The sequence below is a fragment of the Paenibacillus sp. FSL H7-0714 genome (assembly GCF_038003765.1).
In the GTDB taxonomy this organism is placed as follows: Bacteria; Bacillota; Bacilli; order Paenibacillales; family Paenibacillaceae; genus Paenibacillus_AQ.
Genome location: NZ_JBBOPT010000001.1, coordinates 3,861,929 through 3,875,590, shown reverse-complemented (window position 1 = coordinate 3,875,590; position 13,662 = coordinate 3,861,929). Strand labels below are relative to the sequence as shown.

Below are 13,662 nucleotides of genomic sequence, written 5' to 3'. Positions count from 1 at the left end.
CACTTCCCTAACTAATATTTGAATAGATCGTTTTAAGCACGTTCATAAACGTGGACATTTCTTGTTCAGAAATATTTTTAAGTGCGTTATCCATGATTTCGTCACTAAGATCTTCTATTTGACTCTTAATTATCATTCCCGAATCTGTAATGAATACAAGATTTGATCGTTTATCATTTGGATTATCTTTAATGACCAGAAGTCCTTTTGCTTTAAGTCGCTCGAGTATACCCGTTATTGTAGGGCGATCCGAGTAAGTTCGCTCTGCAATCATAGCTGGAGTTGTTCCTTCTAAATGAATAGATATATCTTTTAATACTGCCCATTGAGGAGCTGTTACATTATAAAGTAAAAGTTTTTTTGTTAAGCTTTTTTTCATTTCAAGACTTACTCTCATTAATAACTGTCCTGGATTGTCCATAGGTTAGTTCCCTCTTTGTATAGTTTGTGTACTAACTACATAATTAGTATACAAACTACATTTGCTTTTATCAATATTAATTAATATATTCGTTGGAATTGTGGGATTTTATAGGTATCGACCAGCATCTGTTTCATGGGGCTTGGACGGCGGCTATATAGGTGACTGGACAGATTACTAGGAGGGCAGAAATCATGGTGGAAAAATTGGAAAGTATTTGGGATTGCAGTAGAATGATGCTCCCGGAGCATAAGCTTCGGATTATCAGTGATGAGCGAGGACAGCAGTGGAAGGACCGTAAAAAGCCAGTGCTTGACGCGCAGGAGTGGGAATTGATTGATCAAGTGCTTGCTTACTCGAAACGGTATAGGGAGCAGATTACAATCACTCAGTTTGAACCGGTTCATGACATTAAGATTTGGGGAGTTGTGATGGCCATAGACAGGCAGCTACGACGGATCAAGCTATAAATGGAAAATGATTATGACTGGATCAATATTGATGATGTGATTCAGGTAACTACATAAAAAATGCCCCGGTGAAAATGTCCGGGGCATAACTATTATTGTTCGAATAAATCATCCATTAAACTATCGATTTCCTTTTTACGTGAGGATGTAGCCTCAGTGTCTATCATGACTTTGCCTTCTTCGAAAATAAGGGTGTCTCCAGGCTTAACCTCCGCCGGTAGTTCTGATCTAAGGACATCTTCGTTTTTACCATCAAATTCAATGACGGCATATTCACCCTCGAAGCGATCAATGATTCCTTTCTGCATTTACTTCGCCCCCTTAGTCGATGTAAAGGTAACTTTATAGCCATCACTTATTGCAGTAATTGTACCTTTTTGATCAGTTCGTAATACTGAAGTATTCGCATTTTTTAACCTTGTAAGTATTCCGGAATCTGGATGTCCATAATTATTTTTACCTACGCTTATTACTGCGTACTGTGGTTTTACGGCATCGAGGAAAGCTTTGCTGGTAGAACTAGTTGAACCGTGATGGCCGACTTTTAATACATCGGCTTTTAAATTCATGCCATCGGCTAACATATCGTTCTCAGAAGCCTTTTCAGCATCACCGGTAAAGAGGAAGGACTTGTTCTTATAAGTGACCTTTAAGACAGCACTCCAGTCGTTAAGATTATCCCTATACGAACTAACAGGAGCCAGGAACTTCGCCTCAACGCCAGTTAAAGGAATAGTAACTCCTTTAGTCACTGCTTTGATGGTGCGTCCCTCATTCTTCACAGCAGTTAAGAAATCTTTGTATGTCTCAGTGGTATGTGATACCTTTGGAGCGTAGACAGATTTAACATCCAGCGCTTTCAGAACATCATCTAATCCACCGATGTGATCTGCGTCAGGATGAGTAGCAACCAGGGCATCAAGTGTCTTTACACCAAGAGCATCTAGGTACTTTACTACATTCTTACCCTGGTCGTTATTACCTCCGTCAATGAGGACATATTGATTATTTGGAGTCCGGATTAAGGTAGAGTCACCTTGTCCAACATCAAAAAAGTAGACCTGAAGAGTGCCAACGTTTTGTTTTTTTGGTAAAACCAGAGCTGGAGCTGGAGCTGGGGTGGCAGTGGGCTTTGTAGTTGGTTTTGCGGTAGGTTTAACAGTTGGTTTAGCAGTGGCTGCTGGTTTTGAATTTGAACTTCCTCCATTGTGGTAATGGTATTCTCCGTCTTCCAGTCCCCACTTTGCGCAATTTGTACGGCAATAATGACCGCCTTTTGCATCTGTGCGTCCTGGATGTGCCTCAGCAAGTACAGGCATCAACAATAAAACAAGGGACATGATGATTGGAACAATGATTCTTTTCATAAAAAGTAAATACCCCCAATGTATGATTCTGGGAGTAGTCTATCAGAATAAGGTAATATTTTCTACTTAATTTCATAACTATTTAATTTATCTTGGTTGTGTTCGTATGAAAAATTAATTTGTCCTTCTATTATATAATCTAAAAAATGAGGATATAGAAGAGCACATTGGTCACAAACTCATTTTAATTAAGTTTAATCAATATTAGCTAATCCCAATAAAAATAAGAATTCTTGAATAGAGTTTAAGCCATTTATCCCTTTCCTCTATATCAGTTGGTTAGAGCGGTCGGTTTATAACCGATTGGTCGGGGGTTCGAGTCCCTCAGGACCCACTTATCAAAAAACCTTACTTTGTAAGTTTTTTTGCTGTCTTGAGAGTGCAATAGTAAATGGTCACATTTTGGTCATGGCGTTGATGTTGTGACTGACTGATGTTCGAAAATCAGTCTAGACTGGCAAGCGTTACGAATGATCATGAGTAGCAATTGGAACTTCAACGTAAGCTGGAGGCGCTCCGGTTGACGGGACGGGTTCTAAAGACTTAACATATATAATAGAAGGAACACATTTATAAGAAATTAGAACAAAAGAAAATCATCTGATAAAATCACGGAAAAATCACATAATCTCTTTTTATTAGTTTGTACCTGTTTCTACTATGTAAGAGGTATGTGTCCATCAGCGGCAAAAATAGATCATATTTTTACACTGGTTTTGACCTGTTTTGATGGGCTATGTAATAATATAATAAAGTATATATTCAAAAACGTGATTCCAGACTGGAGATGAAACCATTGGGAAATTGATACTGAAAGGAACAACTGGCAAGCTTCTTGCCGATACTCTGAAAAAACGAAGGAGGTGGGCCTATCCATCCGTACGGAGAATGATGGATAGGATTATAAATTGAGCGACCCTTTACCCGGTATATTACACGTAGGTCTTATTATTCTGTTGGTATTATTAAATGGATTTTTTGTTTCAGTCGAATACGCAATGGTGAAAGTACGAAGCGGTAGAATTGATACCCTTATTGAAGAAGGTAGTAAAAAAGCTTTAAAAGCGAGAAGCATCGTACGCAACTTGGAAGGTTATCTATCCGCCTGTCAGCTTGGTATTACATTGGCTTCACTTGCGCTAGGATGGTTGGGGCAACCCGCTATAGCTAACCTTGTTGGGCCCTTATTAGGAAGTATAGGTTTTGGAGTAACCGCTGTTAATGTTGTATCTTTGATTATTGCTCTAATGTTTATCACTATCTTGCATATCGTACTAGGAGAACTTGCACCTAAGACTATTGCAGTTAACAAGGCTGAATCTGTCCTTTTGCTAACATCTGGGCCGATGAATGTGTTTTACAAGATCATGTATCCAGTGATTTGGATCGTAAATGGGCTGGCACGTGGTTTATTACGGATCTTCCGTTTATCCCCTGCTTCAGAGCTGGGAACGGCGCATACGGAAGAAGAAATCCGTATTATCATGCAAGAAAGTAATAAAAGCGGCTTTATTGATAATACCGAAATGGCGCTGGTTGACAATATTTTTGAATTTGTGGACACAATGGCCCGTGAGATCATGATTCCTCGAACAGAAATGATTTGTCTGAATAATCATCTTTCAACGGAAGAGAACCTTGAGATTGCTTTTGATGGAATGAGGACGCGTTACCCAGTCTGTGAGGGTGATAAGGATCATATCCTAGGCTTCATTCATATCAAGGACTTAATTAGGGATCGTGAACAAAGCTATAATAAATTGATTCGTCCTATACTAACCGTACCAGAATCTATTCAGATTAGTGCTCTGCTGAAAGTCATGCAGCGCGCAAAGACACAAATCGCCATTCTGATTGATGAGTACGGTGGAACATCAGGAATGGTTACGCTGGAAGATATCATGGAGGAAATTGTAGGAGAAATTCAGGATGAGTTCGATGAGGAACGTCCTGGTGTTGAGAAGCTGGGGGAGGATGAACACTCCATCGACGGCTTGATGCTTATTGAAGAGATCAATGATCTTTTGGGGCTCCATATGGATACTGAGGATTATGATACGATAGGCGGTTGGCTGTATTCTAAATTGGAGGTTAATCCACCTCAAAAAGGACAGTCTGTAGAATTTGATGATCATCTGTTTATTGTGGAAGAAACGGATAATAAGCGGATTTCTCGAATTAAGCTGCTGAAGTTACAGCTATTGACTGAAGAAGCTGGTGCATAACGAACTTATTAGTAATTATTAGGACACAGTGCTATAGCGCTGTGTCTTTTTTACAGCGTTTTTACAGTATTGTTTGCCAAAAAGAGATTAAAAATTATATAATTTTAAATGTATATGATAAAAACTACATTAGTCCACAGAGGACAGAAAGGAACTCTCCTTGAGTAAACCTAATAAAAGTACAAGCGTTCCCCAGCTTAGCAAACAAGAGAAACGGCGGGTAGAACAGGAGCAGCAAAAGCAGAAGACGAGAATTTTAATTATTAGTTCAATAGCTTTAGTAGTCATCATTTTTGTTGGATTGTTTATGTTAGCTTCGAAAGATGCCGCAAAAAATGCCACTTCGGGAGAACCAGTAGCATTCAATTACAGTGAGCTACCTAGAGTCGGTAAAGAGGATGCACCTGTTAAAATTGTTGAATTTGGAGACTTAAAATGTCCAGCGTGTTCCCAGTTTGCAACTTCAGTTAAACCGAAAATTGTTCAAGATTTTGTCAACGAGGGAAAAGCAGCGCTCTACTTTGTAAATATGGCTTTCGTTGGTCCAGACTCTGAAACTGCCTCACTTGCTGCATTATCTGTTTACCATCAGAATAATGATGAATTCTGGAAGTTCTATGATGCTGTATATGCTCAGCAAGGTGATGAGAGCGAAGAATGGGCGACTGAAGATTTCTTAGTAAGCCTTGCGGAGAAAGAGAAGTTAGCTATCGATTACGAACTGCTTCGTAAAGATATTAAGGATCGTACGTATGCAGATGAGCTGAATAAGGGTATGCAGTTAGCTAGTGAAGCTGGGGTGACGACTACACCATCCCTTTATATCAATGGAGTAATGACTACGGATCCATTTAACATTGAAGCGATTTCAACTGAAATTAACGACGCCGCAAAAGCTGTGGAGGCAAAGTGACAAAGTTCCTATCTTTTTGCAAGCGTAACTGCCTGTATCTGGCCTGGTTCGTCTCTTTAGTTGCTGTTGCTGGTAGCTTGTATCTGAGCGAAGTATTGAAATATGAACCTTGTAAGCTTTGCTGGTTCCAGCGAATTTTTATGTATCCTCAGTTATTCCTCTTGGGAATTGCAACCTTTCGAGGGGATAAAAGGATTATCCCATATGTACTTCCACTAAGCTTGATTGGTGGCAGTATCTCGATCTATCATTATGCGGAGCAGAAGATTCCTGCGTTAAGTAAAGTGCTTCCTTGTACAATTGGTGTTCCTTGTAATAAGGATTACTTGAACTTTTTTGGATTCATTACGATTCCTTTCCTTGCATTAATCGCTTTTGCTTTAATTAGCATTTTACTTTGGTACGGACGCAAGGAAGAAGAAGTGATGGAGTTAGATACAGAGGAAAGTTTAGGATTTTGATTTTTTAATTTTAAAGGATCCGAAAAAATGTGAAAAGTGATTAAAAACACGATCCAGAGGGATAATTGAAGAGAATGAAAGAGAGCATCCAATAAGACGCTGTATTTGCGCTTACTGGATGTTTTTTCATTCTTTTTTCATTTTTTTCAACGCTTTACTGTATACGCTTTGTAGACTAATATTAGACCTTGTGAGAAGTTGAATATGCGCTGAATTTTCTTAGGAAAAACGGGGGAACCAAACTTGGCATATGTGCCAATGGGGTGAATCGGAATGGGTCGATTAGACTTATACCGTAGGGCTAAACCACAGCCCGAATCCGCCAGCTAACCTCGTAAGCAAAGGTGGGATAATGACCATGCATAGCATGCGGATCATTTCCGTATGCTATTTTTAGTGTCTGCATTTATGAAATCCACCAATGAAAACAGCGCGCGGAAATTCCGTTTCAGCTCCCAAAGAAAGGAACTGTATCCACCATGGTAAGCAAGGTAAAACGACTATTGATCGGGCGTCCGATGAAGTCGAACGAACTCGATCATGAAAAGTTATCCAAGGTTAAAGCACTGGCTGTCCTGTCTTCTGATGCGCTCTCGTCTGTAGCCTACGGAACGGAACAAATTTTGATTGTACTGGTGGCTGCGGGGTTTACTGCCATCTGGTATTCCCTGCCAATTGCATTAGCCGTATTGGGCCTGCTGGCCATCCTGATTTTATCCTATCGGCAGACGATTTACGCTTATCCTCAGGGAGGCGGAGCTTACATCGTTGCCAAGAGTAATCTTGGTGTTCCGACAGGGCTCTTAGCAGGAGGGTCTTTGTTAGTGGATTACATTCTGACCGTAGCTGTTAGTGCGTCGGCAGGGACGGATGCGATCACATCGGCTTTTCCAAGTCTTCATAATCACACCGTTCTTATTGCAGTATCAGTTATTATTTTACTTACTTTGATTAATCTTCGCGGAGTTACAGAATCAGCTTCATTCATCGCAATCCCAGTGTATTTGTTTGTAGTGTCGATTGTAGTGTTGATTATCTCCGGTATTATTAAATATGCAGCAGGTGGCGTACATGCGAATGTCCCTGAAATTGGCTCTGCTGTTTCTAATGTTAGTTTGTTTCTACTATTAAAAGCCTTCAGTTCTGGCTGTTCGGCACTTACGGGTGTAGAGGCTGTATCTAATGCCATTCCAAACTTTAAAGCACCAGCTGAAAAGAACGCAGCCAAGACCTTAATGGTTATGGGGGTTATACTTGGATTTATGTTTACAGGTATCACACTACTGGCGTATTGGTACGGCATAGTGCCTGATGAAAAGGCAACGGTTGTTTCACAGATCGCTGAATCGACCTTTGGCCGCGGAACCTTATATTTTTTCATTCAAGGTATCACAGCAGTAATTTTGTTCTTGGCAGCTAATACAGCTTACTCAGCGTTCCCGCTGCTCGCATTTATGTTTGCAAAAGATAAATATATGCCACATGCTTTTATGGTTCGTGGAGACCGTCTAGGTTTCTCTAATGGTATTATTTTTCTAGGTGTTCTGTCTGCTGTGCTTGTAGCTGCATTCCACGGAAATACAGAAAGCTTGATTCCACTTTATGCGGTTGGTGTATTCATTCCTTTCACATTGTCACAGCTAGGAATGATGGTTCATTGGTTTAAAACAAAACCAGCGGGATGGAAAAAAAGATTTGTTGTAAATACCATCGGTATGCTGACTACATTGACGATTACGCTTATTTTTATCATCACTAAATTCTCAAGCGTATGGATGGCTTTCATTTTCTTACCTGCTGTAATGTTCGTGTTCCACCGGATTCACAAGCACTATTTGAACACTGCAGATCAGCTTCGTATATGCCCGAGTACAGATAAACCTTTGATTAAAGGCAGTACGGTTGTTGTTCCTGTTGCGGGTGTAACACGTGCTGTACTACATTCCATCAGCTATGCCAAGTCTCTAACGGATAATGTTGTAGCCGTGTATGTTGGCTTTGATGAAGAGGACATTCAAAAAATGGAGCAACGGTGGGAGGAATGGAATCCGGGTGTACGCCTGATTGTACTTCGTTCCAGATATCGCAGTATTATTCGTCCGTTAGTGAAATTTATTGATACAGTGGAGTGGAAGACCGCAGCGACGGATCATATCACGATTCTGATTCCACAGTTTATAACTAAGCATTGGTGGCAAGCTGTACTTCATAATCAGACCAGCTTTTTAATCCGTTCGTATCTAATGAATTCAAAAGATGTTGTAGTTGCGACTGTCCCATATCATTTGAATAAATAATGGATCATTAAGGAGAGGCTATATCCGGAACGTTCGGAATATAGCCTTTTTTTGTATTTTTGAGAAGGAAATTATTACAAATCCACAAAATTTAAAATTTATATGTTGACATAGAGAATGAGAATCAATATCATTTAAAAGTGAGACTGAGGTAGTCAACACCTTTGAATAACATAGGATGTACACACTAGGAGGGTATTTAATGTTTTTGTTTAACAGAATAAGATTTGGAAGCATGAAATTAACGATGATCGGATTAATGGTGATGGTGCTATTCTTATCCGCTTGCGGTAATAATAATCCCGGTAACGCTTCAAACGCAGGAACAGACAAAGCGACGGCACCTACTGCTGAAGCTACAGAAGCTCCTGCAGCTGCTAAGACGTTAACGGATGCAATGGGACATGAAGTAACGATTCCAGCTAATCCTGGGCGTGTACTGGGTTCTTATTTGGAGGATGCTTTGGTAACTCTAGGTGTGACTCCAGTAGCGCAATGGTCCGTGACTAATGGTATTCAAGATTATCTGTCCACTGAATTGAAGGATGTTCCTACGATCAGCTACGATCTTCCGCTCGAGGCAGTAACCAGCTTCGCTCCGGATCTTATCCTCATCCCATCGGAGTCATCTGTACAGAATGGTATCTATGACCAACTGAATAAGATTGCACCGACTTATGTGATTGGGGATAAGCTAAATCAAGATTGGCGTAAATCGCTACTCAAGATTGGTGAAATTCTGAACAAGACACCTGAAGCAGAGAAAGCCATTAAAGATTATGAAGACAAGGCGGCTGCAGCGAAAGAAAAGCTTAAAGGAGCTATTGGAGATGAGTCCGTGGCGATTTTATGGTTGGTACAAAAGAACTTCTATATTGTAGACGAAACCCGCAGCAGTGGTGCTGTATTATATACAGACCTTGGTGTAAAGCTGCCTAACTTAGTAACAGAAATTCCTGTTGGTACAAGAGCTACTTGGAATCCAATTTCGCTAGAGAAGCTTTCTGAGCTGACAGCAGATCATATTATCCTTGTAAATAGTGATAAGACTGAGGGTTCGGAGATTCTGGACAGTGCAATTTGGAAAGGAATCCCGGCTGTAAAAGCTGGTAATGTACATGAAATGAGCTCAACAAGCAGTTGGCTATACAGTGGTGCTAACGCTGGTGGCAAAATTATTGACGATGTGTTAAAAAGTTTTGTGAAATAAAGAGTCGTAATTCACCATGAATGAGACTGATCATTTGGGTGAGGAAGGGCGTGCAGATCAAGTATCTTAGGATACTTAGATCTGCACCATTTTTTTATAAACCGTTCCTGTATTACTGAAAAATAACTCCTACAATTGTACAACCTAATTTTTTTTGCGATAATGAGAATGATTGTTGTTATCATATAGACCATTGTAACTATCGATTAAGGAGACGACTCATGGTTTCACCCTCAGATTTCGCACATCGTAATAAAAATGATACACAAAAAGCTCTACATACCCGACCGGCAGCTGCAATGGGTATTCTAGTGTTTGGACTCGCTGCCATTGCTTTTGGACTGGCACTTTCGGTCTCAGTGGGTGCGGCAGATATCAGGCTAGCTACGGTATGGGAAGCAATATTTCATTTCAATCCAGATTTACAAAAGCATCAGGTGATAAGAGAACTGCGATTTCCACGCGCGATAGCAGGTGCTTTGGTCGGTGCTTGCTTCGCTGTAGCAGGGGCAATCATGCAGGGGATGACAAGGAACCCTCTTGCGGATTCAGGTCTGTTAGGCTTGAATGCGGGAGCAGGTGTAGCGCTGGCCATAGTTTTTGCTTTTGCACCTTCGATCTCATTCACTTCACTTATGTTGTTTTGTTTTATAGGTGCTGCTATAGCGTCTTTTATCGTATTTGGAATCGGGTCGCTATCTTTTAATGGCCTTACCCCTTTACGTTTGACGCTGGCAGGTTCCGCGGTTAGTGCACTACTGGTTGCTGTTAGTCAGGGCATAGCTATTCTTTTTAACTTATCCCAGGATATAGCCTTCTGGTTGGCTGGCGGAATGGGTGGGGCAAGCTGGACTCAGATCAAGATTATTTTCCCTTGGGTGTTCGTGGCATTAATCGCAGCGATGATGTTAGCGCGGTCTGTCACCTTGCTCAGCTTAGGAAGAGAAGTTGCAGTTGGTCTGGGGCAGCGGACAAGATTAGTACAGTTGGCATGTATGATTGTTGTAGTAGTTCTTGCCGGAAGTGCAGTCTCAATGGTTGGACCGATTGCTTTTATAGGACTAATTATTCCACATGTAACACGTTATTTCGTCGGAGTGGATTATCGCTGGATCATTCCTTGTTCGGCAGTTCTTGGGAGCGTATTGATCATCTTTGCGGATATCGCCGCTAGAATGATAAATGCCCCTTATGAGACGCCGCTAGGCGCATTAATTGCCATCATCGGTGTACCTTTCTTTATTTACTTAGCGAGTAAGCGGAAGGGGGAGCTGTAATGCACAGAACAACCCTTTCTCCCAATGATAATGAACGCCGTACACGTGCTATTACAGTGTTATCGCTCCTTGCCATATTGATCGTTGTTGTTTTTATTGTCAGTATGAATACAGGATTTATGCGTCTATCCCCACGGGAGGTATTACATACACTGCTGGGTGATGGAACTCATCAGCAAAAGCTTATTTTATTTGATTTCAGATTACCTCGCATCGTAATTTCATTGTTGGTTGGAGCGGGCTTTGCAGTGTCAGGCTGTATTTTACAAAGTCTCGCAAGAAATGCACTTGCCGAACCGGCTACGCTGGGCATAAGTGCGGGTGCTGGTTTTGCGGTAATCATTTTTATCTCGTTTTTTCCGGCTACAACAGCAGCTCCGGTATTTGTCTTGCCGCTCTTAGCGCTTGGAGGGGCTAGCTTAACCGCCGCTTTAATCTATGTTCTTGCTTATAGAAAAGCAGATGGTCTATCTCCAACAAGGTTGATCCTTATCGGGATTGCAGTCGCTGCCGGAATTAACGCTTGCCAGCTGGTGTTGGCACTTCGGCTTGATCCCAATAATTATCAGTTTGTAGCGACTTGGATCGCCGGGAAAATATGGGGTGGCGATTGGAGATTCGTCCTTGCTCTGCTACCTTGGATAGCGATTCTGTTACCGTTCGCCTTCTATAAAGCCCGTATTCTTAATGTATTGAATCTAGGGGACCATACTTCAGTAGGACTTGGAATGCGAGTGGAGAAGGAGCGTATTCTCCTTCTAGTGACAGCAGTTGCGCTAGCCGGCTCCTGCGTTGCTGTAAGTGGAGGAATTGGCTTTGTCGGCCTAATTGCACCACATCTTGCCCGCAAGCTTGTGGGACCCCGTCATCAGGTATTATTGCCCGCTAGTGCGTTGACAGGGGCGCTTCTTATGATTACTGCTGATACTATCGGCAGATGGGTGTTACAGCCTGCAGAAGTTCCAACAGGCATCGTGGTTGCGATCATTGGTGCACCTTACTTTTTATATTTACTCGCCAAATCAAAAGCATAATGCGTACGAAGCGAGTTTTACTATGTAGTTCATTCTAGGAGCATAGCTCCATAAAACTTTTAAGGAGTTGTTAACATGTCAGAACGTTTGAACACAGAAGAGTTAAGTATTGGGTATGCAGAGGCTACAATTGTTAAAGGGTTGAACTTAACTATCCCTACGGGAAAAATAACCGCACTAGTGGGCGCTAACGGTTCTGGTAAATCTACAATTCTTAAAACAATGGCCCGGATCATGAAGCCTAAGAGCGGCAGCGTAATGCTGGACGGCAAATCGATCCATAACTTTTCAACGAAAGAGGTAGCTCGTCAGCTTGCGATCTTACCGCAAAACCCAACGGCTCCAGACGGACTAACGGTCTCTGAACTTGTCAGCTATGGTCGCTTCCCGCATCAAAAAGGATTTGGCACAATGACAGCAGAGGATCGCAGCATTATCTCCAACGCAATCACTGTTACAGGTATGGAGCCTTTCCATGACCGTCCGATTGACCGCTTATCTGGAGGACAACGTCAGCGTGCTTGGATCGCTATGGCATTGGCGCAAGAAACTGACATTCTATTCCTGGACGAACCAACAACATTTCTAGATATGGCTCACCAGCTTGAAGTTCTACAGCTTCTGCAAAAGCTGAATGAGGAAGAAGGCCGTACCATTATCATGGTCGTGCATGACTTGAATCATGCTACTCGTTATGCGCAGCATATGGTAGCTATTAAATCCGGTACTGTGGTTAGTGAAGGCTCACCTACTGAAGTTATGACACCAGATGTACTGCGGGAAGTGTTTGGAATTGAGGCAGATATTGTTCCAGATCCACGTACCGGTGTGCCGCTGTGCCTTCCTTACGAGCTTGCGGCCTACAAAGCTGTGTAATCATAATTGAAAATCATACAACGAACAGGCTCCCGTCATTGACAAGGGAGCCTGTTCGTTGTTACAGTTGTGGTTGCCTACAAATCCATGATACCACTACTAAAAATAGATCAAGGACCATCATTTATACATGGTTAAAGGAGCATGAAACATGAATATTGACAAAATTCAAAATGACCTAGAGCAGCTAATGACTGCAGGGATTGTGAAGAGTCATGAGAACTTAAAAGATCACGTGTATACCAAAATGGGCGGTAAAGCTGATATTTTGGCAGCACCAGCTACTTATGAGGAAATTCAAAAGATCGTTACATATGCGGAACAGAATGGGATAAACCTTACGGTACTTGGGAACGGCTCCAATGTGATTATCCGTGATGGCGGTGTGCGTGGAATAGTTCTGCAAACGGCAGGACTAACGGATGTGGGGATTCGAGACAATCTCTTATATGCGGAGTGTGGCGCTAAGATTATTGATGTTTCCAGATATGCGCTGGATATGGAGCTTACGGGTCTTGAGTTCGCCTGTGGTATTCCAGGAACGGTTGGTGGAGCGTTATACATGAACGCAGGCGCTTACGGCGGAGAAATTAAAGATGTACTGCATAGTGCACTGGCTATAACTAAGAGCGGACAATTAGTGACTCTGCAAGGGGATGAGCTGCAATGGGGTTATAGAAAAAGCGTGTTCGCAAGCGGTGAATACATCGTACTTGAGGCCAATTTTGCTATGACTTCTGGTGATGCATTAGCTATCAAGTCGAAAATGGATGAACTTACTTATCTGCGTGAATCCAAGCAACCGCTTGAGTATCCTTCCTGTGGTAGTGTCTTTAAACGTCCTCCAGGTCGGTTTGCAGGTCAGTTAATTCAAGAGAGTGGCTTGCAGGGAACAAGAATTGGTGGTGCTGAGGTATCCAAGAAACATGCAGGGTTTATTGTAAATGCAGATAATGCAACCGCCAGCGATTACATTGGGCTAATTCACCATGTAAGAGCAACTGTGAAGGATAAATTCGGCGTGGAGCTTGAAACTGAAGTGGAGATCATTGGGGAAGAGTAACTATTAATTAGAAAGAGCCCACAGATTACTGTGGGCTCTTTTGCTGTC

The 13,662-nt window shown here is 41.9% G+C and carries 13 protein-coding genes and 1 riboswitch; of the genes, 10 read left to right on the top strand and 3 right to left on the bottom strand.

The features are described from left to right. Positions 1-7 precede the first annotated feature (7 nt). Positions 8-421 (bottom strand): MarR family winged helix-turn-helix transcriptional regulator, encoded by a 414-nt coding sequence (locus NST34_RS17055; RefSeq protein WP_341128354.1) that lies wholly within the window; start codon positions 419-421, stop codon positions 8-10. Between the two features lie 194 nt (positions 422-615). Between NST34_RS17055 and NST34_RS17050 the strand changes: the two genes are divergently transcribed. Beyond that, positions 616-891: a YolD-like family protein gene (locus NST34_RS17050; protein ID WP_341128353.1), complete on the top strand. Its 276-nt coding sequence runs from the start codon at positions 616-618 to the stop codon at positions 889-891. Positions 892-983: 92 nt separating this feature from the next. Here NST34_RS17050 and NST34_RS17045 read toward each other — a convergent pair whose 3' ends face one another. After that, a complete protein-coding gene (locus NST34_RS17045) occupies positions 984-1,199 on the bottom strand; it encodes a DUF3006 domain-containing protein (RefSeq protein WP_341128352.1) in 216 nt (71 codons plus the stop codon). Continuing rightward, positions 1,200-2,258 (bottom strand): MBL fold metallo-hydrolase, encoded by a 1,059-nt coding sequence (locus NST34_RS17040; RefSeq protein WP_341128351.1) that lies wholly within the window; start codon positions 2,256-2,258, stop codon positions 1,200-1,202. It abuts the gene before it with no gap. 908 nt (positions 2,259-3,166) lie between these two features. Here NST34_RS17040 and NST34_RS17035 point away from each other — a divergent pair. The 9 genes from NST34_RS17035 (at position 3,167) to murB (ending at position 13,614) form a co-directional block, all read left to right on the top strand. Then, complete coding sequence (locus NST34_RS17035) at positions 3,167-4,483, top strand: hemolysin family protein (protein ID WP_341128350.1); 1,317 nt, start codon at positions 3,167-3,169, stop codon at positions 4,481-4,483. 160 nt (positions 4,484-4,643) lie between these two features. Next, positions 4,644-5,396 (top strand): DsbA family protein, encoded by a 753-nt coding sequence (locus NST34_RS17030; RefSeq protein ID WP_341060957.1) that lies wholly within the window; start codon positions 4,644-4,646, stop codon positions 5,394-5,396. Continuing rightward, positions 5,393-5,857 (top strand): disulfide oxidoreductase, encoded by a 465-nt coding sequence (locus NST34_RS17025; RefSeq protein ID WP_042128176.1) that lies wholly within the window; start codon positions 5,393-5,395, stop codon positions 5,855-5,857. Before NST34_RS17030 ends, NST34_RS17025 begins: the two co-directional genes overlap by 4 nt. Positions 5,858-6,054: 197 nt before the next feature. Next, a riboswitch (cyclic di-AMP (ydaO/yuaA leader) is annotated at positions 6,055-6,213 on the top strand. Positions 6,214-6,336: 123 nt separating this feature from the next. After that, the gene (locus NST34_RS17020) at positions 6,337-8,154 is read left to right on the top strand and encodes an APC family permease (protein WP_076298722.1); all 1,818 of its coding nucleotides are present in this window, start codon (positions 6,337-6,339) and stop codon (positions 8,152-8,154) included. Between the two features lie 202 nt (positions 8,155-8,356). Then, complete coding sequence (locus NST34_RS17015) at positions 8,357-9,364, top strand: ABC transporter substrate-binding protein (RefSeq protein WP_076283596.1); 1,008 nt, start codon at positions 8,357-8,359, stop codon at positions 9,362-9,364. 221 nt (positions 9,365-9,585) lie between these two features. Then, positions 9,586-10,641, top strand: coding sequence for a FecCD family ABC transporter permease (locus tag NST34_RS17010; protein WP_341128349.1), 1,056 nt, complete (start codon positions 9,586-9,588; stop codon positions 10,639-10,641). Next, entirely contained in the window at positions 10,641-11,675 is a 1,035-nt protein-coding gene (locus NST34_RS17005) for a FecCD family ABC transporter permease (RefSeq protein WP_076283598.1), read from the top strand. Before NST34_RS17010 ends, NST34_RS17005 begins: the two co-directional genes overlap by 1 nt. A gap of 75 nt (positions 11,676-11,750) precedes the next feature. Then, positions 11,751-12,551 (top strand): ABC transporter ATP-binding protein, encoded by an 801-nt coding sequence (locus NST34_RS17000; RefSeq protein WP_042188632.1) that lies wholly within the window; start codon positions 11,751-11,753, stop codon positions 12,549-12,551. A 151-nt stretch (positions 12,552-12,702) separates the two neighbouring features. Next, entirely contained in the window at positions 12,703-13,614 is a 912-nt protein-coding gene (gene murB, locus NST34_RS16995) for a UDP-N-acetylmuramate dehydrogenase (RefSeq protein WP_076283599.1), read from the top strand. The last annotated feature ends 48 nt before the right edge of the window (positions 13,615-13,662 follow it).

Coding starts and splice junctions, on each gene's coding strand:
- NST34_RS17055 (WP_341128354.1), bottom strand. CDS start 421: ATGGACAATCCAGGACAGTTATTAATGAGAGTAAGTCTTGAAATGAAA.
- NST34_RS17050 (WP_341128353.1), top strand. CDS start 616: ATGGTGGAAAAATTGGAAAGTATTTGGGATTGCAGTAGAATGATGCTC.
- NST34_RS17045 (WP_341128352.1), bottom strand. CDS start 1,199: ATGCAGAAAGGAATCATTGATCGCTTCGAGGGTGAATATGCCGTCATT.
- NST34_RS17040 (WP_341128351.1), bottom strand. CDS start 2,258: ATGAAAAGAATCATTGTTCCAATCATCATGTCCCTTGTTTTATTGTTG.
- NST34_RS17020 (WP_076298722.1), top strand. CDS start 6,337: ATGGTAAGCAAGGTAAAACGACTATTGATCGGGCGTCCGATGAAGTCG.
- NST34_RS17015 (WP_076283596.1), top strand. CDS start 8,357: ATGTTTTTGTTTAACAGAATAAGATTTGGAAGCATGAAATTAACGATG.
- NST34_RS17010 (WP_341128349.1), top strand. CDS start 9,586: ATGGTTTCACCCTCAGATTTCGCACATCGTAATAAAAATGATACACAA.
- NST34_RS17005 (WP_076283598.1), top strand. CDS start 10,641: ATGCACAGAACAACCCTTTCTCCCAATGATAATGAACGCCGTACACGT.
- NST34_RS17000 (WP_042188632.1), top strand. CDS start 11,751: ATGTCAGAACGTTTGAACACAGAAGAGTTAAGTATTGGGTATGCAGAG.
- murB (WP_076283599.1), top strand. CDS start 12,703: ATGAATATTGACAAAATTCAAAATGACCTAGAGCAGCTAATGACTGCA.